At 72.7% G+C, this 21,519-nt stretch carries 21 protein-coding genes and 1 pseudogene; 10 read left to right on the top strand and 12 right to left on the bottom strand.

Annotated features, from left to right (window positions below; all coding sequences use genetic code 11):
• Nucleotides 1–3: 3 nt before the first annotated feature.
• A pseudogene (locus tag ACIPPM_RS08105) lies at nt 4–165 on the bottom strand (histone acetyltransferase); the annotation flags it as partial.
• Between the two features lie 47 nt (nt 166–212).
• On the bottom strand, nt 213–623 hold the full coding sequence (locus ACIPPM_RS08100) for a RidA family protein (RefSeq protein ID WP_401444542.1): 411 nt from the start codon (nt 621–623) through the stop codon (nt 213–215).
• Between the two features lie 126 nt (nt 624–749).
• On the opposite strand from ACIPPM_RS08100, the gene ACIPPM_RS08095 reads away from it, so the two are divergent.
• From ACIPPM_RS08095 to ACIPPM_RS08080, 4 genes are all read left to right on the top strand, one after another.
• Nucleotides 750–1,571 (top strand): nucleotidyltransferase domain-containing protein, encoded by an 822-nt coding sequence (locus tag ACIPPM_RS08095; RefSeq protein WP_401444539.1) that lies wholly within the window; start codon nt 750–752, stop codon nt 1,569–1,571.
• Between the two features lie 56 nt (nt 1,572–1,627).
• Nucleotides 1,628–3,487 carry an FUSC family protein gene (locus ACIPPM_RS08090; RefSeq protein WP_401444536.1) on the top strand — a complete coding sequence of 620 codons (1,860 nt, stop codon included), beginning with the start codon at nt 1,628–1,630 and terminating at the stop codon, nt 3,485–3,487.
• A gap of 92 nt (nt 3,488–3,579) precedes the next feature.
• Nucleotides 3,580–4,224, top strand: a complete 645-nt coding sequence (locus tag ACIPPM_RS08085; RefSeq protein ID WP_401444534.1) for a DUF899 family protein — start codon at nt 3,580–3,582, stop codon at nt 4,222–4,224.
• 140 nt (nt 4,225–4,364) lie between these two features.
• Nucleotides 4,365–4,583: a hypothetical protein gene (locus ACIPPM_RS08080; protein ID WP_401444532.1), complete on the top strand. Its 219-nt coding sequence runs from the start codon at nt 4,365–4,367 to the stop codon at nt 4,581–4,583.
• Here ACIPPM_RS08080 and ACIPPM_RS08075 read toward each other — a convergent pair.
• The 3 genes from ACIPPM_RS08075 to ACIPPM_RS08065 form a co-directional block, all read right to left on the bottom strand.
• Complete coding sequence (locus tag ACIPPM_RS08075; protein ID WP_401444529.1) at nt 4,549–6,510, bottom strand: ABC transporter ATP-binding protein; 1,962 nt, start codon at nt 6,508–6,510, stop codon at nt 4,549–4,551. The two genes, ACIPPM_RS08080 and ACIPPM_RS08075, sit on opposite strands and share 35 nt — an antisense overlap.
• Before the next feature lie 126 nt (nt 6,511–6,636).
• Complete coding sequence (locus ACIPPM_RS08070) at nt 6,637–7,059, bottom strand: hypothetical protein (RefSeq protein ID WP_401444527.1); 423 nt, start codon at nt 7,057–7,059, stop codon at nt 6,637–6,639.
• Entirely contained in the window at nt 7,056–7,799 is a 744-nt protein-coding gene (locus ACIPPM_RS08065; protein WP_401444525.1) for an ATP-binding protein, read from the bottom strand. The genes ACIPPM_RS08070 and ACIPPM_RS08065 overlap by 4 nt, the downstream gene beginning before the upstream one ends.
• A 241-nt stretch (nt 7,800–8,040) precedes the next feature.
• On the opposite strand from ACIPPM_RS08065, the gene ACIPPM_RS08060 reads away from it, so the two are divergent.
• Nucleotides 8,041–8,901, top strand: coding sequence for a helix-turn-helix transcriptional regulator (locus ACIPPM_RS08060; RefSeq protein ID WP_393597317.1), 861 nt, complete (start codon nt 8,041–8,043; stop codon nt 8,899–8,901).
• Nucleotides 8,901–9,155, top strand: a complete 255-nt coding sequence (locus tag ACIPPM_RS08055; protein WP_388992113.1) for a DUF397 domain-containing protein — start codon at nt 8,901–8,903, stop codon at nt 9,153–9,155. Before ACIPPM_RS08060 ends, ACIPPM_RS08055 begins: the two co-directional genes overlap by 1 nt.
• A gap of 88 nt (nt 9,156–9,243) precedes the next feature.
• On the opposite strand, the gene ACIPPM_RS08050 is transcribed toward ACIPPM_RS08055, so the two are convergent.
• Complete coding sequence (locus tag ACIPPM_RS08050; protein WP_401444523.1) at nt 9,244–10,731, bottom strand: glutamate synthase subunit beta; 1,488 nt, start codon at nt 10,729–10,731, stop codon at nt 9,244–9,246.
• A gap of 279 nt (nt 10,732–11,010) precedes the next feature.
• Nucleotides 11,011–11,772, bottom strand: coding sequence for a DUF2293 domain-containing protein (locus ACIPPM_RS08045; RefSeq protein WP_401444521.1), 762 nt, complete (start codon nt 11,770–11,772; stop codon nt 11,011–11,013).
• 122 nt (nt 11,773–11,894) lie between these two features.
• On the opposite strand from ACIPPM_RS08045, the gene ACIPPM_RS08040 reads away from it, so the two are divergent.
• Nucleotides 11,895–12,527 carry a uridine kinase gene (locus ACIPPM_RS08040; RefSeq protein ID WP_401444519.1) on the top strand — a complete coding sequence of 211 codons (633 nt, stop codon included), beginning with the start codon at nt 11,895–11,897 and terminating at the stop codon, nt 12,525–12,527.
• Between the two features lie 29 nt (nt 12,528–12,556).
• Here the strand turns inward: ACIPPM_RS08040 and ACIPPM_RS08035 are convergent, their stop codons facing one another.
• Nucleotides 12,557–13,684, bottom strand: a complete 1,128-nt coding sequence (locus tag ACIPPM_RS08035; RefSeq protein WP_401444517.1) for a magnesium and cobalt transport protein CorA — start codon at nt 13,682–13,684, stop codon at nt 12,557–12,559.
• Between the two features lie 178 nt (nt 13,685–13,862).
• On the opposite strand from ACIPPM_RS08035, the gene ACIPPM_RS08030 reads away from it, so the two are divergent.
• Complete coding sequence (locus ACIPPM_RS08030) at nt 13,863–14,657, top strand: methyltransferase domain-containing protein (RefSeq protein ID WP_401444515.1); 795 nt, start codon at nt 13,863–13,865, stop codon at nt 14,655–14,657.
• Nucleotides 14,658–14,669: 12 nt separating this feature from the next.
• Here the strand turns inward: ACIPPM_RS08030 and ACIPPM_RS08025 are convergent, their stop codons facing one another.
• The 4 genes from ACIPPM_RS08025 to ACIPPM_RS08010 all read right to left on the bottom strand — a co-directional run bounded on the left by ACIPPM_RS08025 (nt 14,670) and on the right by ACIPPM_RS08010 (nt 18,109).
• The gene (locus ACIPPM_RS08025; RefSeq protein WP_401444512.1) at nt 14,670–15,653 is read right to left on the bottom strand and encodes a carbohydrate kinase family protein; all 984 of its coding nucleotides are present in this window, start codon (nt 15,651–15,653) and stop codon (nt 14,670–14,672) included.
• Complete coding sequence (locus tag ACIPPM_RS08020; protein ID WP_401444510.1) at nt 15,638–16,546, bottom strand: pseudouridine-5'-phosphate glycosidase; 909 nt, start codon at nt 16,544–16,546, stop codon at nt 15,638–15,640. Before ACIPPM_RS08020 ends, ACIPPM_RS08025 begins: the two co-directional genes overlap by 16 nt.
• A gap of 90 nt (nt 16,547–16,636) precedes the next feature.
• A complete protein-coding gene (locus tag ACIPPM_RS08015; RefSeq protein ID WP_401444506.1) occupies nt 16,637–17,191 on the bottom strand; it encodes a methylated-DNA--[protein]-cysteine S-methyltransferase in 555 nt (184 codons plus the stop codon).
• Nucleotides 17,192–17,239: 48 nt separating this feature from the next.
• A complete protein-coding gene (locus ACIPPM_RS08010; protein WP_401444503.1) occupies nt 17,240–18,109 on the bottom strand; it encodes a glycerophosphodiester phosphodiesterase in 870 nt (289 codons plus the stop codon).
• Between the two features lie 278 nt (nt 18,110–18,387).
• Here ACIPPM_RS08010 and ACIPPM_RS08005 point away from each other — a divergent pair, with 278 nt between their 5' ends.
• Together ACIPPM_RS08005 and uvrB are read left to right on the top strand one after the other, a co-directional pair.
• The gene (locus tag ACIPPM_RS08005; protein WP_401444500.1) at nt 18,388–19,263 is read left to right on the top strand and encodes an MHYT domain-containing protein; all 876 of its coding nucleotides are present in this window, start codon (nt 18,388–18,390) and stop codon (nt 19,261–19,263) included.
• Nucleotides 19,264–19,304: 41 nt separating this feature from the next.
• Nucleotides 19,305–21,452 carry an excinuclease ABC subunit UvrB gene (uvrB, locus tag ACIPPM_RS08000; RefSeq protein WP_401444498.1) on the top strand — a complete coding sequence of 716 codons (2,148 nt, stop codon included), beginning with the start codon at nt 19,305–19,307 and terminating at the stop codon, nt 21,450–21,452.
• The last annotated feature ends 67 nt before the right edge of the window (nt 21,453–21,519 follow it).

Below are 21,519 nucleotides of genomic sequence, written 5' to 3'. Positions count from 1 at the left end.
GGCTCACGGCCGCCAGACGTACCGCACGTCCGGCTCGCGTTCCTCGTTGTCGTGGCCGTCGGTGCGCTCCACGGCGACGAAGCCGTGGCGCTCGTAGAAGCGGTGCGCGGGCCCGTTCACCTGGAACGTCCACAGCGTCAGCTCACCCGGCACGCGCTCCACGTCGGCCGCGGCGCGCGCGTCCGCCGGGGCCGCCCGGCGCAGCAGGACCGTCACTCACCCGCCTCCGGGATCGCGGCGGTGGCCGTGATCTCCACCAGCTGGCCGGTGTAGCCGAGGCAGGTGACGCCGAGCAGGGTGGAGGAGTGCGGGCCCTTGCTCAGACCGGACGCCTCCACCACCTCCCACACGGCCGAGAGCACCGAGGGCTGGTCGCTCACCACATACACCTCGGTCACCAGGACGTGCTCCAGATCGCTGCCCACCGCCCGCAACTGCTCCCGCAGGTTGGCGATCACCTGCCCCGCCTGGCGCACCGGGTCTCCCGGCCCGACCAGTTCGCCCCGCTCGTCCAGCGGGACCGCGCCCGCGAGGAACGCGAGCCGGGTGCCCGTCTCGACGACGGAGGCATGGGAGTAGGTCGGCGGCGGGAAGAGACCGGGGACGGTGACACGGCGGATCATGGCGACTCCCTGGATGCGCGGGCGGACGACCACCCATCATTGAGGCCCCGGAGCCGCCCGCGCACCCGAATAACGACGCCCCGGTCAGTCCGCACATCCGATTGACGACGATCCCGAGGAGCCGCCGTGCCCGCCCTCTCCGACGCCGACTTCCTCTCCGTCACCGCCGACCGCCTCGCCGGACTGCCCACCGTGCGGGCCGTCGCGCTCGGCGGTTCACGGGCCCAGGGCACGCACACCGAGGACAGCGACTGGGACCTCGCCGTCTACTACCGGGGCGGCTTCGACCCCGGTGACCTGCGCGCCCTCGGCTGGGAGGGCGAGGTCTCCGAGGTCGGCGGCTGGGGCGGCGGGGTGTTCAACGGCGGAGCGTGGCTCACCATCGACGGCCGCCGGGTCGACGTCCACTACCGGGATCTCGACAGCGTCGAGCACGAGCTGGCCGAGGCGGAGCAGGGCCGCTTCCGGGTCGAGCCCCTGCTGTTCCACCTCGCCGGGATTCCCACGTATCTGATCGTCGCCGAGCTGGCCGTCAACCAGGTGCTGCGCGGCACCCTGCCCCGCCCCGCCGCCTACCCGGACGCACTGCGCCGCACCGCCCCCGAGCGCTGGCGGGGCACCGCCCGCGCCACCCTCGGCTACGCCGGGGCCAACCACGCCCCGCACGGCCGCCTCACCGAGGTCGCCGGTGCCCTCGCCACCGCCGCCGCCCAGGCCGCGCACGCGGTGCTCGCCGAGCGCGGGGAATGGATCACCAACGAGAAGCGGCTGCTGGAACGCGCCGGACTGCGCCGGATCGACCAGGTGACCGCCGCCCTCACCCCCGAGACCCTCGTACGCGCGGTGACCGAGGCGGAGGAGATCCTGCTCACGCAACCGGGGCATCTTTCACCTCCCCGAAACCCGGGCGTCGCATCGGACACCGCGCCACGCTCTACCCTGGAGTGACCCCCACTCGGCCACCGTCGTCCGAAGGCCCCCGCCCTCGTACGAACAGGAGCCCCGTGTCGCGCCCCGCCGTCCGGTCACTTCCGCCCTGGCTCGCCCACGCCTTCCGCGCCCAGCGCGGCCCCGTGCCCTGGAACGCCGTGCTCCGGGGCACCCTCGCCGCCGGACCGCTGCTGCTCGCCGGGGTCCTCACCGGACTCGTCGCCGAGGGCGTCCTCGCCGCGATCGGCGCCATGCTCGCCGGGATCAACGACCGCCCCGGCAGCAGGCGCGCCTCCGTCGACCGGCTCGGCACGCCGGCCCTGGCGGGCGCCGTCGGCCTGCTCGTGGGCACCTACGGCGGACAGCACCTGTCGGCCGTACCGCTCACCCTCGCGCTGACCGTGCTCGGCCTGGCCGCGGGCTCGATCAGCGCCATCGGCCCCGTCGCCTCCGCCGCCGGCACCCAGCTCCTCGTCACCGCCGCGGTCGGCGCGGGCACCCCGGCCGGACCACCCGCCTGGCAGGGCGCCCTCGCCTTCCTCGCCGGCGCGCTCTGGCTGCTCCTGCTCCGCCTCGCGCTGCCCACCCCCGGCTCACTCGCGGGCGACTTCCGCTTCGACGGCGAACGCCAGGCCGTGGCCGACGTGTACGACGCCGTCGCCGCCCTGCTCGACGCGGCCGGAACCGACAGCGCGGCCGCCCGCCGGGCCGCGCTCACCGCCGCACTCGACCACGCGCAGGACGCGCTCGCCGGACCCCGGCTGCGCCGCCACGCCGCCTCCGCCGCCGAACGGCGCCTGCACGCCCAGTACCGGGCCGCGCTGCCCCTGGCCGAGGCCGCCACCGCCCTCGCCTGGGCGGGCGACCCGCTCTGCGCACGGGCCTCGGCGGGCCCCCGACGGCTCGCCGCCGCCGTCCGGGACAACACCGCCGCCGGGCCGCTGCCCGCCCCCACCCGCGCCGCGCCCGCCCTGCGCGCCCTCGACGACGCCCTGCTGCGCGCCGCCGAGGCGTTCGACCGCGTGGCGAGCACCCGCGGCGCCCGCCACCTCACCGTCGGCCGACGCGGCGGCGTACGCGGCGCGCTGCGGGCCATGTTCGGCACGGCGGGCCGCGAGTACGGGCTGCGCGTCGCCCTCTGCTTCGGCGCCGGAGCGGGCATCGCCCAGGCCCTGCACCACACCGGCTGGTACGGCAGCCACCCGCACTGGTACTGGCTGCCGCTCACCGCCGTCTTCCTCGTCAAGCCCGACCTCGGCCCGCTGGTCTCCCGGGTGCTGTGCCGGGCCGCGGGGACCGTGCTCGGCGCGCTGGTGTTCGCCGGTCTGGCCGCGCTGCTGCCCAGCCCGGCCGGGCTGATCGTGCTGGTCACGGTGTGCGGCGCGCTGCTGCCCGTCTCCACCCGGCACTTCGCCGCGCTGACCGCCGTCGTCACCGTGCTCGTGCTCGCCCTGATCATGGTCGGCGGGGAACCGCAGGCGTGCCTCGGCCGGATCGCGGAGACGCTGGTGGCCTGCGCGCTCGTCCTGATCGTCGGCCACCTGCCGATGCCGGGCCGCCAGGGCGCCGGGGTCCGGGCCCGGCTCTCCGCCGCCGGGGGCGCCGCGCACGCCTACCTCGAACACGTCCTCGCCGGGACCGGCGACCACACCGAACGCTGGGCGCTGCGCCGCGAGGCGTACCGCGCGCTCGCCGAGGCCCGTACCGCCATCGCCGTCTCCGCCGCCGAACTGCCCACCGTCGCCCGGCACACGCGGGGCACCGACCAGGTGGCCGCCGTGCTGGAACGGCTCGTCGACACCACCACCGCCTGCGCGGTCCACCTCGACGACACCGGCCGCCTCACCCCCCGGCACACCGGCCAGCTCCAGTCCGCGCTCAAGGAACTGGAGGCCGGGGGCCGGGACTGGACCGGGCTCCGCACCGCCGCGTAGCCCCCCGCCGGAAAAAAGCCCGCCGCACGCCGATGAGTTGTGCCCCCGCCCACGGTCAGCACCCCGAACTGACCGTCGGAACAGGAGGGCTCATGTCGCTTCCGGAGATCGCCGGCCGCGAGCGGTGGCGGGCGGCGCGCGAGGAGTTACGGCGCAAGGAGGAGGCCGTCGAGCGGGCACGGGCCGCGCTCGCCGCCGAACGACGACGGCTGCCCCTGGTGGAGGTCTCCACCGAGTACGTGTTCGAGGGCGGCGACGGCAAGGCCACCCTCCTCGACCTCTTCGAAGACCGCGCCCAACTCGTCGTCCACCACTTCATGTTCGCGCCCGGGCAGGAGACGGGCTGCCCCTGCTGCGCGGCCTTCCTCGACCAGCTCGGCCACCTCGCCCACCTCCGGGCCCGCGACACCGCCTTCGCGGCCGTCTCGCTCGCCCCCTTCACCCGCCTGCTGCCCTTCAAGGCGCGGATGGGCTGGACCGTGCCCTGGTACTCCTCCGGCCACAGCGACTTCAACCGCGACTTCGAGGCCACCGTGGACCGCGACGGCACCCCCGCCGAACGCCCCGGCCTGAGCTGCTTCCTGCGCGACGGCGACCGGATCTTCCACACCTACTCGGTCTACGACGACGCCCTCGACGGCCTCGGCACCCTCTCCGGGCTGCTAGACCTCACCGCGCTCGGCCGCCACCCGCACGGCAGCGACCGGCTCCGCCTGCACGACGAGTACGAGCACTGAGCGACGACCTTCGGTGAGCGGACGCTCACGTTCGGCTGTGAACCGGTGTCGGCTATGTCTCAGTCCCGTCACCGGGCGAGCCGATCACCCCCTCCGGCGCGTTGACTCCGTTGAGTACGACGCAAGACTGGAGGTGCGAGATGGTGAACGGGCGGACGGTGCTCGAACGCTTTCCCGCAGGGGGCCCGCGCGGCTCGTGGCCCGCGGAGGAGTTCGCGCACGCGCGACGACAGGAAGGCGTACCCGCCGAGGTCGTGATGGACCTGGCGAGCGACACCTTCCTGGTGATCCTGCGCGGCGCCGACGGCGTGGAGCGAACCGGACTCAGCCGGGCCTACGCTCCGGGACGGCGGCCGTGAACTGCCCGGCCTGGAGCGCGTACAGCTCCGCGTAGACCCCGCCCCGCGCGAGCAGCTCGTCCGGGGTGCCGGACTCCACCACCCGGCCCCGCTCCAGCACGTGCACCAGATCGGCGTGCCGGACCGAGGCGAGCCGGTGCGTGATCAGCACGACGGTCTGCCCGCCCGCGGCCAGCGCCCGGATCTTCTCGAACACCGCCAGTTCGGCTCGCGCGTCCAGCGCCGCCGTCGGCTCGTCCACGATCAGGATGTCGCCGCGCCGGTACGCGGCCCGCGCGATCCCGAGCCGCTGCCACTGGCCCCCGGACAGCTCGTGGCCACCGGTGAAATTACGGGCCAGCAGCGTGCCCAGACCGCGCGGCAGACCCGCGATCATCTTCTCGGCACCGGCCTCCGCGACCGCCGCCGCCAGCCGCTCCTCGCTCAGCGGCACGGAGGAACGGCCCACCGCCACGTTCACCCGCGCGGTGAACGGCCACCGCTTGAAGTCCTGCGCCACCATCGCCACCCGCTCGGCCAGCAGCCGCCGGTCCGCCCGCGCCGCGTCGACCCCGTCCCACAGCACCCGCCCCCGGTCCGGCGTGTACAGGCCCGCGAGCAGTTTGACCAGGGTCGTCTTGCCCGAACCGTTCTCCCCGACCAGTGCGATGATCCGGCCCATGGGCAGGCTGAGGCTCACCCCGTCCAACGCGGGCCGCGCCGACTCGCCCGGATAGCTGAAGGTGACGTCCTCGAACCTGATCTCCTTCGGCTCCTCCGGCAGCGCCTCACCGCCCACCGGGATCGCCCGCTCGGCCGCCTCCACGTACAGCCGTTGCAGATCCCCGACGAACAGCGCCTCCTCGTGCAGCTGGTTGATCTCCAGCACCAGCGTGTCCAGGCTTCCCGAACCGGTCCGGATGGCGATCACCGCCGTACCCGCCACCGACAACGCCATCGCCCCCGCCAGCAGCAGCGCGCCCAGGGTGGCGTACGTGGCGAGGGTCGCCAGGCCCGTCCACGCGGCCGCCGCCAGCCCGGTGCGCGCGGCCAGCCGGGACAGCCGGGCCTGCTCCGCCTCCGCCGTCTCCGACATCGCCCGGAAGTGCCGCAGCAGGAACGGGCCGACCCCGTGCACCCGGATCTCCGGCGCCGCTCCGGGCTCGGTCAGCAGACCGCCGATCAGCTGTCCGGCCCGCACGTGCTGCACCCAGGTGAGGAACGACTCGTAGCGCCGCCGCGCGTTGGTCAGCGCGCTCCAGGCGCTGGGCAGCGTCATGGTGATCAGCAGTGGCAGCAGCGCGGGATGCAGCACGGTCAGCACACCGGCCGCCGCGATCAGCGAGATCAGCGCGTTGATCACCCGCGCGCTGTACGAGATCATGTGGCGCGCCGAACGGGCGCCGTGCTGCGCGGTGTCCAGCAGTTTGTGGAAGGCGTGGTCCTCGATCGCGGCCAGCTCCACATTGGCCGCCCGCTCCAGATACAGCTCCGTCGCCACCCGCTCCACCTTGGGCTCCAGGCGCCCGGTGGCGTACGTCGAGGCGGCCCGCAACAGCGCCGCGACCAGCATCATCGCGGCCATCACCGCGAGGGCGGGTACGGCGGCGCGCAGCCGGTGCCCGATGTCCGGGCCGGTGAGCAGGCTGCCGAGCGCGCTGTTCACGGCCAGCAGGCTGACCGCCTGGGCCACACCCCGGCCCACCTCGGCGGCGAGCACGGTCCGGGCGGCCCGCGGGTCCGCCTGCCGGGCCAGCCGCAGACTGGACGCCAGCATGCCCGGCAGCCGCCGCACCATCGACCGGAAACTCAGCTCCAGGAACGCGTCGGCGTGCTCGTTCCACCCCACGTCGTACCGGAGAGGGCCGCCGAACAGCAGCCGCTCCGACTCCGAGACCTCCGGGCCGCCCTGTTCAGGCGGCTTGTCCTGCCTCCGTCGCTGCCGCACCGCGAACCTCCCCCTCGCCGTGACCGAAACGGCCACTATCCCCGCGGGCGCGCCGAACGGGCAGAGCGCGAGCGGGGGTGACGGGGGCGTACGGGGGTGCGCGGGGCCGGGCCGGCACGGGTGCCGTCAGGCCGATATGGGCCGGGACCAGTCCGGGGTCGTGCCCGTGACCCGGCACAGGGCCAGGTACAGCGGGATCGGCGGGGTGTAGGGGATCGTGCCCGCGGGGCGGTGCAGCAGACGCGCGGTGCCGGGGACCGGGGCGCCCGCGGCGTACTCGGCGGGGGCCGGCCAGGGCAGGGCGTAGTCGGAGTCCGCCGGGACGAGCCACCACCAGCGCCCGCCGTCGGCGTACACACAGCCCACCCGAGGCAGCCGGGGGACGATCAGCGCGGCCAGGCGGTCGGGCATGGCGACGGCGTCGCAGCCGAGCGGGGCGGTCATGCCCTCGGGCACCGGCGACCCGGTGGCCCGGCCGGAGGCGGGGCGGCCACGCCCGAGGCGGACCAGGGTGTCCAGGCCGAGCGGCAGCCCGGCGGCGCCGGTCACGGCCGCCTCCAGGTGTCGTCGGGCCCGGCGGTGCGGGCGTACTGCTCCGGCACCCGTGCGTGACGTGGGGTGTCGGCGCGTTCGCCCTCGCCGGGGGCGCGGGCCGGGTCGGGCTTGCCGCGCGCACCCCAGCCGAGGTCGTGGCGGGGCTCGGTGGTGGTGCCCCAGCCGAGGTCGTGGCGTGGCTCAACGGTGGTGCCGGTGCCGGTGCTGGTGTCCTTGTGCGACGGGGCGCGTGTGTGGCCGTCCGTCGCGGGGCCCCGCTCCAGCTCGGCCCAGACCAGCAGGCCGGTCCCGTGCTCCTGTGCACCCCAGGCCCGGCACAGCGCGGCGACGAGAAGCAACCCCCTCCCGTGCTCCTCGTCGGGCCGCTGCTGTGCCGGGTGGGGCTCGCCGGGGGCGCATCCCTCGTCGCGCACGGCGATGCGCACCAGGCCGTCGTGGTCGAGCAGTTCACACACCACACGACCGCTCGCGGTGTGCACGATCGCGTTGGTGACCAGCTCGGACATGACCAGGACCGCGCTGTCGCAGGTGTCCGCGCACACCGACCAGCCGGTCAGCCGGGCCCGTGCCAGGTGTCTGGCCTGGGCCGGAGAGCCTGGATGCGCGGCCAGCTCGAAGCGGAACCGGCGGCCGGCTCCGGCCGGAGCCACTGCCGATGCCGTTGCGACGCCGAGACGGGAACGGTCTGCGACGGAGTCTGTTCCTAAGGGCGCGGACGGAATCACGCTTGCCACTATCTCCCCGCCGTGAACACTTGGCAAGTGTCACTCTGAAAAATGCAGAGTGCTGTATGACGCGGTGAACGGCCGTGGCACACTGCTCGCAACAGCACCTCGCGCGGCGCCAATTGGGACCGTCGGCGATCCACCCGGATCATCGAATGCGTCTTCGAACGGCGCCGCAGGGCTGTCGGGGTTCCTTCACCAGGTATCCCCGCCCTGGCAAACCGGTATCCCTTCCGTCGGAGGTGGCAACGTGAGCGAACCGCGGTCCGCGCCGACCGTGGGTCAGGTGGTCCTCGGCCGCCGCCTGCTGGACCTGCGGGAGCGCGCCGGGCTCAAGCGCGAGGAGGCCGCCCGCGTCCTGCGCGTCGCCCCCGCCACCGTGCGGCGGATGGAGATGGCCGAGGTCTCCCTCAAGATCCCGTACCTGCAACTGCTGCTGAAGTCCTACGGCGTTCCCGAGGACGAGGCCGAACTCTTCGTCCAACTGGCCGAGGAGGCCAACCGACCCGGCTGGTGGCAGCGGTTCCACGACATCCTGCCGGGCTGGTTCTCCATGTACGTCAGCCTGGAGGGTGCCGCCGCGCTCATCCGTTCCTACGAGCCGCACTTCGTCCCCGGACTGCTCCAGACCGAGGACTACGCGCGCGGGGTGCTCAGATCCGGCGCCATCGGCCAGACCAGCCCCGACGACATCGAGCGCCACGTCGCCCTCCGGATGCGCCGTCAGGAACTGCTCACCCGACCCGACGCGCCCCGCTTCTGGGCGGTGATGGACGAGACCGCCCTGCGCCGCCCGGTCGGCGGGCCGGAGGTCATGCGCGCCCAGCTCGACAGACTCCTGGAGGCGACGGAGCTGCCCGGCGTCACCCTCCAGGTGGCCCCGTTCGCCAACGGGCCGCATCCGGGCACGTACGGCCCCTTCGTACTGTTCCGGTTCGCCATGCCCGAACTCCCCGACATGGTCTACAGCGAGTACCTGACCGGCGCCGTCTACCTCGACGCGCGCTCCGAGGTGGCGACCCACCTGGAGGTCATGGACCGCATGGCGGCACAGGCCGCCACGGCACAACGCACGAAGGAGATCCTGCGGGATCTCCGCAAGGAGCTGTGATGGATCGCATCAATCCGCGCCGCCGCGTCTACAACGGCATGCCCGCGCGGGAACTGGGCGCCGTGGGCTGGCACAAGCCCTGGAGCGGCGGCAACGGCGGCAACTGCCTGGAGGCCATGAAACTGGCCGACGGCCGCATCGCCCTGCGCCAGTCCACCGACCCCGACGGCCCCGCGCTGATATACACCTCCGCCGAGATGACCGCCTTCATCGCGGGCGCGAAGGCGGGAGAGGCGGACTTCCTGCTGTCCTGAACCGCTGTCCCTGTTTCTGACTCATGCGCACCACCCTTGCCGGCAAACGCACCTGACTCCCCGCCCCCTCCCTCCTCCCGGCCGATGGCTACACCGCCATCGGCCGGTCGTGCGGAGAGATCGGCGCCTCCAGCCACGACTCGCCCATCAGATAGCGGTCCACGGCCGCCGCCACCGCCCGGCCCTCCGCGATCGCCCACACCACGAGCGACTGCCCGCGCGCGGCGTCCCCGGCGGCGAACACCCCCGGCACGTTCGTGCCGAAGTCCCCGTCCCGCGCGATCGTGCCGCGCGGCTCCGTCACCAGCCCCAGCTGGTCGATGAGTCCGTCCGCGCGATCCGGGCCGGAGAAACCGAGCGCCAGCAGCACCAGGTCGGCGGGCAGCACCCGTTCCGTGCCCGCCACCGGCCGCCGTCCTTCGTCCACCTCCACCAGGTGCAGCTCCTTCACTCGTCCCTGCTCGTCCCCGGAGAACCGGAGCGTGGACGCCGCGAACAGCCGGGCGTCCGCGTCCGCCGCCGGAGCCGTCCGCAGCTCACCCGCCTCCTCGTGCGCGCCGGAGAGACGGTAGAGCTTCGGGTACGTCGGCCAGGGCTCCGCCTCCGCGTCCCGCGCCTCGCCCGGCCGGGCGTAGATGTCCAGCTGGGTCACGGACGCGGCACCCTCGCGCACCGCCGTCCCCAGACAGTCGGCCCCGGTGTCCCCGCCGCCCACGATCACCACGTGCCGCCCCGCCGCCGAGAAGGGGTTGGCCTCAAGGTCGCCCGCACACACCCGGTTGGCGGGCGGCAGATACTCCATCGCCTGCTGAACCCCGGCCAACTCCCGCCCCGGTACATCCAGTTCCCGCCAGGCCGTCGCTCCCGTGGCGATCACCACCGCGTCGTACCGCGACCGCAGCTCCGGTGCGGGCACGTCCCGCCCGACCGCCGTCGATGTACGGAACCGAGTCCCCTCCGCCCGCATCTGCTCCAGCCGCCGGTCCAGACAGCCCTTCTCCATCTTGAACTCGGGGATGCCGTACCGCATCAGCCCCCCGATCCGGTCGTCCTTCTCGTACACCGCCACGGTGTGCCCCGCCCGCGTGAGCTGCTGCGCGGCGGCCAGTCCGGTCGGACCCGACCCGATCACCGCGACCGTCTTCCCGGAGAGCCGGTCCGGCGGCCGGGGCGGCACGAAGCCCTCCTCCCAGGCCCGCTCGGCGATCGCCCACTCGACGTTCTTGATCGTGACGGCGGGCTGGTTGATGGCCAGCACGCACCCTGCCTCGCACGGCGCCGGGCACAGTCTGCCGGTGAACTCGGGGAAGTTGTTCGTCGCGTGCAGCCGCTCGCTCGCCGCCCGCCAGTCCGACCGGGCCACCAGGTCGTTCCACTCGGGGATCAGGTTCCCCAGCGGGCAGGCGTCGTGGCAGAAGGGGACCCCGCAGTCCATGCACCGGTTCGCCTGAGCGCTGACGATCGGCAGCAACGCCCCCGGCACATAGACCTCGTGCCAGTCCCGGACCCGCTCCACCACGGGCCGCCGCGGCCACTCCTGGCGCGGCGTGCTCATGAACCCCTTGGGATCGGCCATGGGCGTCTTCCTCGCGGACGTGTACCGGGGTATGGGGGCGCCGCGGGTACCACGGGCCGGTGCGGCATCCCGGGCGGGAGTCACTCGGCGGTCGCCCGGCACGGGCGCGTCCCCGTCCCGGTGTTCTTCCGGCCACGATACGTCGCCACCGAGCCCCGCGCAGGGCGGCGGACGGCACCTTTTCCCGCTTTTCGCGGCGCACGGGATCTCCCACCTTTCCGCACCGCACGGGCCGCCGATCCGTGCCGGTGAACCTCCCCTCCCGTCACCCTTCTCACGTCACTCATCTCCCTCTACTTGGACCGCCTCCGTCGCCGCCCGCCGGGCCGGTCCCCGCCACTCCCGCAGTACTCCTTCCACGGCCCCGGCGATCCGGTCACGCGCCTCGCGCCTGGGCACCCCGCTCATGAGCAGCTCGTCGTACGGCGTGTCCAGGTGCCGTACGGACGCCACCACCGCCGAGGTCACCGCCGCCTCCGACAGCGCCTGTCCCGCCGCGCTCCGCCCGACCCGACCACTGCCCCGAAGCCCCGCGTGCCCGGCGATCTCCCGCGCCCGGCCGTTCGGACAGCCCGGGAACAGCCGCCCGATCTCCGCCGCGAACTCCGCGACGAAGCGCTCGTCCACCTCACCCCTCCGCCGCGCGTCCCGCGTCCGCCTCCGCTGCCGGACCTCGGCGTCGGCCAGGCACCGCTCCTCGGCCCGCGCCAGCGCGGCCTCCTCCACCAGCAGACCCTGGCGCTCGTACCGGCCGCGGCGCCGCGCGAACCGCACGACCACCGCCGACAGCGTGCTCTCCTCCCGAGCCCTGCGGGTCAGCGCGGCATCCCCGCGCGGCAGGAACACCAGGTGCCCCAGATCCGCGCAGTCGAGGCAACGTGGCACCCCGCTCTCCAGCACCAGCAACACCAGCGGACCCTGCTGACAGGCCGCGCAGTGCTTGCGCCGCTGCGGTTGGACCACCACCGGGCCGCCTCCGGCGTCGGGCGGTGCGGGGGAGCGTGGCTCCACGGGTCGGCTTGCGCTCGCGGGACGTGCCATACGCGGTTCATTCCCCGCCACCAGCTCGCCCTCCCGCACGGCGCCGGGCCACTCCTCCTTTTCTGCCCTCCCTGCTGTTCTGGCCTTTTCCGCTTCCTCCGGCTTCCCGGCATCATGGGCCTGTGCGACTCGAAGCGATCACCTGGGAGCGGCTGGCCGAACGGCTCGCCGACCGGATTCTCGCGCTGGAGCCCGCCGACGGCGGTCCCTGGCCGCGTGTGGGCCTCGACGGTGCGCCCGCCGCTCATCCGGGAGACCTCGCCGCCCGGATCGCCGAGGCACTCCGGGTACGCGGCCGGCCCTCACTGGTCGTCGGCGCCGAGGACTTCCTGCGTCCGGCCTCCCTCCGCCTGAAACATGGCAGGCGGGACGAGGAGTCGTACTACAGCGGCTGGTTCGACACCGGCGCGCTGTGGCGCGAGGTCCTCGGGCCCCTGGACCCCGGAGGCGACGGGCGGGTGCTGCCCGACCTGTGGGACCCGATCACCGACCGAGCCACCCGCAGCACCTACGTCCAGCTCCCGCCCGGCGGGGTACTGCTGCTGCACGGCCCCCTTCTCCTACGGCACTGGTTCCCCTTCGACCTGGCCGTCCACGTCCTCCTGTCATCCGGCGCCCTGCGCCGCCGCACACCCGAGACCGACCACTGGACGCTCCCCGCATTCGCCCGGTACGAGACGGAGACCGACCCCGCCGAGACCGCCGACGTCCTGGTGCGCGCCGACGACCCACGGCACCCCGCCTGGAACGGCTGACCCCACCGGTCCGGGACCCGCCCGGCCTGTCAGAACCAGCCGTTGCGCCGGAAGCCCCGCCAGAGCACGGCACAGGCCAGCGCGGTGATCCCCATCATGAGCGGGTAGCCGTACTGCCAGTGCGCCTCGGGCATGTACTCGAAGTTCATGCCGTAGACACCGCAGACCATCGTCGGCACCGCGACGATCGCGGCCCAGGCGGTGATCTTGCGCATGTCCTCGTTCTGCGCGACCGTCACCTGCGCGAGGTGCGCCTGAAGGATCGAGTTGAGCAGCTCGTCGAACGCGGCGATCTGGTCCTTGGCCCTTATCAGATGGTCCATCACATCCCGGAAGTACGCCTGTATTTCCGGGTTGACCACCTTCATCGGCCGGGTGGCCAGGTCCTCCACCGGGCGCACCAGCGGCACCGCGGCCCGTTTCAGTTCGAGCAGTTCGCGCTTGAGCTGGTAGATCCGTCCCGGATCGGCCCGCGCGCCCTCCTCCGAGAACACATCCGTCTCGACCTGTTCGACATCGCCCTGGACCGCGTCCGTGACGTTCAGATACTCGTCCACCACATGGTCCGCCACGGCGTGCAGCACCGCGGAAGGGCCCTTGGCCAGCTGACGCGGACGTGACTCCAACTCCTCGCGCAGCGGGCCCAGCGAGCCATGGTGACCGTGCCGCACGGTGATGACGAAGTCCTCGCCGACGAACACCATGATCTCGCCGGTGTTCACCACCTCGCTCGTCGCCGTCAGCTTCTCGTGCTCCACGTAGCAGACCGTCTTCAGCACCGCGAAGAGCGTGTCCCCGTACCGCTCCAGTTTCGGGCGCTGGTGGGCCTCCACCGCGTCCTCCACCGCGAGTGGGTGCAGGTCGAACAGCTCGGCGACATCCGTGAACTCCTCGGCCGTCGGCTCGTGCAGACCCAGCCAGACGAAACCGGCGCCGGTGTTGCGGACCGTCTTCACGGCGTCCACCACATCGGCGGCGCCCGGCACGCGTATGCCGTCCTGATACGTCACGCAGTTCACTACCGAGGAACCCAGCGGCGACCTGGCCGGGTGGCTCAGGTCCACACGCGGCCGACGCCGGGCCAGACCGGCCACCTTGCGCAGGCCGCCGACCTTGCTCAGCTTTGTTACTTTCCGCAGATTCCCCGCCATCGACATCTGGATCTCCTTGCCTGGATCTCCGCAGCTGACACCTCTCGTGTCCTGCGCGGTCAGTTTGCCAGTCCTGCGGGAAAGTCGGGGAAGCCTGTGGGAATCACGGATTCCGCTTGGTTCCCGCCTGTGGACAAAGGATCGGCCGCCCCTGCCACGGCGCCAGGCTGGGACGATGCGGAACATGACCAGTTCCGACGGATACCTCCTGGACAACCGGCAGACCGAGGCGGGCGAACGCTTCGACGCCTTCGCCTCGCTCTTCGACCCCACCACATTCCGCCACCTCGAACGCCTCGGCATCGGCCCCGGATGGCGCTGCTGGGAGGTCGGCGCCGGAGGCACCTCCGTCGTCTCCTGGCTCGCGCGGAAGGTGGGTCCGACCGGCAGCGTCGTCGCCACCGACATCGACACCTCCCGCCTGGACTCCGTGGCCCGGCCCCCGGTGGAGGTCCGCACCCACGACGTGGGCGCCGAGGAGGCACCGGGCCGGGGCTTCGACCTCGTGCACGCCCGGCTCGTACTCGTCCATGTCCCGGACCGGGAACGGGCGTTGCGCTCCATGATCGACGCGCTGCGGCCCGGCGGTTGTCTGCTGATCGAGGACGCCGACCCGGCCCTGCAGCCCCTGACCTGCCCCGACGAACACGGCCCCGAGCAGCGGCTCGCCAACCGGCTCCGCCAGGGCTTCCGTCGGCTCCTCGCCGAGCGCGGCGCCGACCTCTCCTACGGCCGCCGCCTGCCGCGCCTGCTCCGCGAGGCAGGACTGCTGCAGGTCGAGGCCGACGCGTACTTCCCGCTCACCTCACCGGCGTGCACCGCGCTCGAACTGGCCACGGTCCGTCAGATCCGGGGCCGCCTGGTCGAAGCGGGGCTGGCCACAGACGAGGACATCGACCGGCATCTCGCCAACGTCGCGGCGGGCGGCATGGACCTCGCCACCGCGCCGATGATCTCCGCATGGGGGCGCAAGGGCTGAGCAGCGCGCGTCTCAGGGGGTGGGCGGGGAAGGTGCAGGCGGGGCGGGTGTCCGCCGCGCCCGTCCGTCGTCGTCCGGGCACGGCGGCCGACCGCCCACCCGCTCCACCGCCCGCGCCCCGGCCCGGCAGCCCCACTCTGCCGCGACCTCCGCACTGGCGCCCGCCACCAGCGCCGCGAGGAACGCGCCGGTGAACGCGTCCCCGGCACCCGTGCTGTCCGTCGCGCGGGCCGGTACCGCGGGAACCCGGGCGCACACGACCCCCGACCGGGCCACCAACGCCCCCTCCGCCCCCGACTTGGCCACCACCACGGGCCCGAGCCCGCTCAACTCCGCCGCCGCCCCGGCCCAGTCGGAGATCCCCGTCAGCAGGCATGCCTCGTCCCGGCTGGGCAACAGCACGTCCAACCGCTCGGCGAACTCCAGGAACCGGTCCGTGCCGAACCGCGCGAGGAACCCCGCCGAAGCCGGGTCCAGACTGACCGGCACCCCACGCGCGCGTGCCGCCGCCAGCGCCGCCTCGGCCAATGCCCGGCTGGACTCGGCGAACAGCAGGTAGCCCGACAGATGCAGCCGGGCCACGCCGTCGAGCAACTCCTCCGACCAGTCGGCCGGTTCGAGCCGGAGCGACGCCCCGCTGGAGGTGAGGAACGTGCGCTCGGCCGCCGCCTCACCGTCGACGAGGCAGATCACCGTGCCGGTCGGCGCCACCGGGTCCACCACCAGCCGCGGACGCACCCCGGCCGCCAGCAGCTCCCGCTCGTGCCAACGCACCGCGTCCGCACCCACGCGCGCCAGCAGCCGCACGTCCGGACACCCCGCGTCGGCGGCCCAGCACGCCACGTTGGCGCCCGCCCCGCCCGGCAGGGTCCGGATCACGGCGACGGTGTCGGTGCTCGCGGCGAGCGGGCCCCGATGCCGGGCCACCACATCGGTGATCACGTCCCCGACGACCAGCAGCCCACCCCGCGGGCCGCCGGTCACCTCATCGCCCACGCCGTGGCGATCCGCGCCGCCAGCTCCACATTGCCGCGCACCGCGGCCAGGTTGGCGCGCAGCGAGGCCCCGTCCGTGTGCCGGACCAGATGATCCAGCAGGAACGGTGTGACGGCCTGACCGGTGACGCCCTCCTCCTCGCAGGCCCGCAGCGCCCCGGCGAGCACGCGCGCGTGCAGCCCGGGGTCGAGCTGCTGCTCCGGCGGGACGGGATTGGCGACGATCAGCGCCGATTCCAGGGTGCCGAGGGCGTCCTGCGCCCGCATGACCTCGGCGACCTGCTCCGGATCGCGCAGCGTCCAGTCCACCGGGTGGCCCGAGTCGGACAGATAGAAGCCGGGGAACCGCTCGGTGCGGTAACCGGCGACGGCCACGCCCAGCGTCTCCAGCCGCTGCAGGGTGGCCGGAACGTCGAGGATCGACTTCACGCCCGCGCACACAACGGTGATCCGGGTCCGGGCCAGCAGCCCCAGATCGGCCGACTCGTCCTGGGTCACCGTCCACTGCCGGTGCACACCGCCCAGGCCGCCGGTGGCGAACACCCGGATGCCCGCCAGCGCGGCCAACTGGGCCGTCGCCGACACCGTGGTCGCCCCGCTCGCCCCCGCCGCCATGGCCAGGGGCAGATCCCGGTGGCCCAGCTTGCGGATGCCGTCCTCGTTGGCGACCCGCTCCAACTGGTCCTTGTCCAGTCCGACATGCGGTCGTCCGTCGAGCACGGCGATCGTCGCGGGGACGGCTCCCTCGTGCCGGACCACGTCCTCCAGCTCCAGCGCCACCTGGAGATTGCGCGGGCGCGGCAGCCCGTGCGCGATGATCGTGGACTCCAGGGCCACCACCGGCCGTCCGGCGGCCGTCGCCTCCCGGACCTCCTCGGACAACACCAGCACCACGCGCCCGCCTCCCGTCAGTCGCCTCCCCTCATCTCTGGCGGGCGCGACCCCCGGCCAAACGCCCGGACCCGGAATCGGCAGGAGGCGCCGTCAGAACAGCGGCTCGGGCAGCACGCCCTCCAGCGCCAGCAACTGCCGCTTCGTCTCCAGCCCGCCCCCGAACCCACCGATCCCGCCGTCGCTCTCCACCACCCGGTGACACGGCACGACGACCGGCAGCGGATTGGCGCCCATCGCCGTGCCCACCGCCTGCGCCCCGCCCGGCTGTCCGACCCGCCGGGCCAGATCGCCGTAGCCCACCACGGTGCCGTACGGGACGCCGTCGGCCAGCTCGCGCAGCACCGCCCGGTTGAAGCCCGAGATCAGCGACCAGTCCAGTGGCAGATCGAAGTCGTGGCGCTCACCCGCGAGATAGGCCTCGATCTGCCGTATCGCCTCGGCCAGCACCGGCGCGCCCGGCTCCTGGACCGGCTCGGTGCCGTACCGCCCCGCCAGCCGCCGCAGCGCGCGCTCGCACACCGGGCCGGTGGCGTGGAAGACGACGTTGACCAGTCCCTGGCGGCTCGCCGCCAGCATCAGCGGGCCGATGCGGCTGTCCACGACCGCCCACACGACCCGCTGCTCGTCCTGCCCCTGACTGTCCATGCCGACCACGCTACGACCCGCCACTGACAACGGGCCCCGCCGCCCGGCTCAGGAGGCGCTCAGCGCCGTCCGCACCACGTCCGGCTTGTTGGTGATGATCCCGTCGACGCCGAAGCCCCTGACCTTCCGGGCCGTGGCCGCGTCGTTCACCGTCCAGGTGAACACCCCAAGAGGTTTGCCGTGCGGCCCCTTCAGCGCGTGCACGGTCGAGACGTAGCTCGCGGAGATGTCCGCGTACGAGGGGTTGATCAGGTCGGCGAACCGGGCGTACCCGGTCAGCTCGGCGATCTTCGGGCGGCCCAGGTAGCCGGTGGTCAGCGCGGGCTTGAGCTGGTGCACGGTACGGATGCTCGCCGCGCTGAAACTCTGCACGATCAGACGGCTCCGGTGCGCGCGGTCCAGCCAGCCCTCGTTGCTCAGGGTCTTGAGGATCTGCTGCTCGATGCCGGGGTACAGCTCGGGGTTCTTGACCTCGAGCAGCAGTTTCTCGTGGTTGTGCTCGACCCGGCGCATGTACCGCTCCAGCGTCGGCACGCGCGCGCCCGCGAAGACGGGGGAGAACCAGCTGCCCGCGTCCAGCCGGGCGATCTCGGCCGCCGTGAAGTCCTTCACCTTCCAGGGCGCCCGGCCGGGGAACACATCCTCGACGTTCGTGGTGCGCGCCAGGCTGTCGTCGTGGATGACGACCAGCTTGCCGTCCTTGGTGCGCTGCACGTCGTTCTCCACCCAGGAGAAGCCGAGCCTCGCCGCCTTGTCGATCGAGGCCAGCGTGTTCTCGGGCGCGTACGCGGAGGCCCCTCGGTGAGCGACCACCGTGGGCTGGGCCGCCCGGACCGGCCGGCCGTCGGAGGCGGGGCTCAGCAGGACCGTCGCCCCCAGGGCCGCGGTGGCCGCGGCGGCGACTGCGTGCGCGTGCATGCGTACTCCTCACGTCCGGCGAATACCAACAGCACCAGAGTGACAGCAGAGCGTCAACGGCACACGGGCGCAGAACGGCCACACGATGAACGGCGGAGCCCAACTCCGCACACCGGTGCCGCACAAGTGGGGTAAGGCCGTGTTTCTTTGTCGGAAAATCATTCGACCATTCCGGTGGCGGCCATACTCTCTGCGACAGCCCCGACCGCCACAGCGGTGCTGGGCAGGGGGAACATCGTGTCCGTCACAGGACGCGAGAAGGCGAGGGACAACCGCGCATGCGAGGCACGATCGACGGATTCAGCTACGGGGTCGTCACCCCCCTCGTGGGTTATGTGATGGCCTGCCTGGGCGGCGCCCTCGGTTTGCGCTGCACCACCCGGGCCCTGCTGGTCACCCACTCCTGGCGGCCCGCGTGGCTGGCCCTCGGATCGACCGCGATCGGCTCCGGCATCTGGACCATGCACTTCATCGCCATGATGGGCTTCTCCATCGACGAGACACCGGTCCGCTTCGACAAACCGATGACCTTCGCGAGCCTCGGCCTGGCCATCGTCATGGTGGGCGTCGGGATCTTCATCATCGGCTATCGGGGCGCCACCGGCACCTCGCTCGTCACCGGCGGCACGATCACCGGTCTGGGCGTCGCCTCGATGCACTACCTCGGCATGGCCGGCATGCGCTTCGACGGACGGTTCACCTACGACATCGCAGGCGTCGTCGCGTCCGTCGTGATCGCCGTCGTGGCCGCCACCATCGCCCTCTGGGCCGCCGGAAACGTCCGGGGTCTGCGGGGCAGCATCGGCGCCGGCCTCGTCATGGGCCTCGCCGTCAGCGGCATGCACTACACCGGCATGGCCGGACTCACCGCCCACCTCCACGGCACCCCCGGCACCGCCACCAGCGGCTCACCGGCCGCCGTGCTCGCCCCGATCCTCATCGGACCGCTCGCCCTCCTCGTCCTCGTGGCCGCCGTCGTGCTCTTCGATCCGCTGATGGTCAAGGACGCGCCGCGGAGCGTCCCCGAGGAGTCCAAGCCGGGCGTCCCGGCCGCTGCCGTAGCCTCCCACCAGCGCGTCCGTCCGCCGCAGGGCCCGAACCGCCACCCGGTCCACGCCGACGCCCACGGCTTCCGCACCCCCCAGCGCCACTGACTCCCGACCCGTTGTCAGTGCGGGGTCGTACGGTTGACTCCATGCGGCCCGTTTCAAAGATCGAACGCACGGTGGCGCCCATCGAGGTCGTCAGCCCCTTCCAGCCCAGCGGCGACCAGCCGACGGCCATCGCCGACCTGGCCAAGCGCGTGCGGGGCGGCGAGAAGGACGTCGTACTGCTCGGCGCGACCGGCACCGGCAAGTCCGCCACCACCGCGTGGATGATCGAGCAGCTCCAGCGCCCCACCCTGGTGATGGCGCCGAACAAGACGCTGGCCGCTCAGCTGGCCAACGAGTTCCGCGAGCTGCTCCCGAACAACGCGGTCGAATACTTCGTCTCGTACTACGACTACTACCAGCCCGAGGCGTACGTCCCGCAGTCGGACACCTACATCGAGAAGGACTCCTCGATCAACGAGGAGGTCGAGCGCCTGCGCCACTCGGCGACGAACTCCCTGCTCACCCGGCGTGACGTGGTCGTGGTCGCCTCCGTCTCCTGCATCTACGGCCTGGGCACGCCGCAGGAGTACGTGGACCGCATGGTGCCGCTGAAGGTCGGCGAGGAGATCGACCGCGACGACCTGCTGCGCCGCTTCGTCGACATCCAGTACACCCGCAACGACACGGCCTTCACCCGGGGCACCTTCCGGGTGCGCGGCGACACCATCGAGATCTTCCCGGTCTACGAGGAGCTGGCCGTCCGCATCGAGATGTTCGGCGACGAGATCGAGGCGCTGTCCACGCTGCACCCGCTCACCGGCGAGATCATCAGCGACGACCAGCAGCTCTACGTCTTCCCCGCCTCCCACTACGTCGCCGGACCGGAGCGCATGGAGCGCGCCGTCAACGGCATCGAGAAGGAGCTGGGGGAGCGCCTGGCCGAGCTGGAGAAGCAGGGCAAGCTCCTGGAGGCCCAGCGCCTGCGGATGCGCACCACCTACGACATCGAGATGCTCCGCCAGATCGGCACCTGCTCCGGCGTGGAGAACTACTCGATGCACTTCGACGGCCGCCTCCCCGGCTCCCCGCCGAACACCCTGCTCGACTACTTCCCGGACGACTTCCTGCTGGTCATCGACGAGTCGCACGTCACCGTGCCGCAGATCGGGGCCATGTACGAGGGCGACGCCTCCCGCAAGCGCACCCTGGTCGACCACGGCTTCCGGCTGCCCTCCGCGCTGGACAACCGCCCGCTGAAGTGGGAGGAGTTCCAAGGGCGCATCGGTCAGACCGTCTACCTGTCGGCGACTCCGGGCGCCTACGAACTGTCCCGGGGCGACGGCGTGGTCGAGCAGATCATCCGCCCCACCGGCCTGGTCGACCCGGAGGTCGTGGTCAAGCCCACCGAGGGCCAGATCGACGACCTGGTGCACGAGATCCGGGAGCGCACCGACAAGAACGAGCGCGTCCTGGTCACCACGCTCACCAAGAAGATGGCCGAGGACCTCACCGACTACTTCGTCGAACTCGGCATCCAGGTCCGCTATCTGCACAGCGACGTCGACACCCTGCGCCGCGTGGAGCTGCTGCGCGAGCTGCGGGCCGGCGAGTTCGACGTCCTGGTCGGCATCAACCTGCTGCGCGAGGGCCTCGACCTGCCCGAGGTGTCCCTGGTGGCCATCCTGGACGCCGACAAGGAGGGCTTCCTGCGCTCCGGCACCTCGCTGATCCAGACCATCGGCCGCGCGGCGCGCAACGTCTCCGGCCAGGTCCACATGTACGCCGACAGGATCACCCCGGCGATGGAGAAGGCCATCGACGAGACCAACCGGCGCCGCGAGAAGCAGGTCGAGTACAACAAGGCCAACGGCATCGACCCGCAGCCGCTGCGCAAGAAGATCAACGACATCGTCGCGCAGATCGCCCGCGAGGACGTCGATACCGAGCAGCTCCTCGGCACCGGCTACCGCCAGCAGAAGGACGGCAAGGCGCCCAAGACGCCGGTGCCCAGCCTCGGCGGCAAGGCGACCGCGGACGCCAAGGCGAAGGCGGCCAAGAGCAAGGCCAAGGGCAAGACACAGCCCACCGACCAGCCGGCCGCCGAACTCGCCGGGCAGATCGAGGAGATGACGGAGCGGATGCGCGCGGCCGCCGCGGAACTCCAGTTCGAGATCGCCGCCCGGCTGCGCGACGAGGTGTCCGAGATGAAGAAGGAACTGCGCCAGATGCGGGAGGCCGGTATCGCCTGACCCTCCAGGCTCGTCCAACCTCGGCCTGCGCGCCCAGTGTTGCAACACCGACACAAAGCGCGGGCCG

Origin of the sequence: Streptomyces sp. NPDC090119 (assembly GCF_044747085.1) — a bacterium.
In the GTDB taxonomy this organism is placed as follows: Bacteria; Actinomycetota; Actinomycetes; order Streptomycetales; family Streptomycetaceae; genus Streptomyces.
This window is presented reverse-complemented; position numbering and strand designations above follow the sequence as displayed.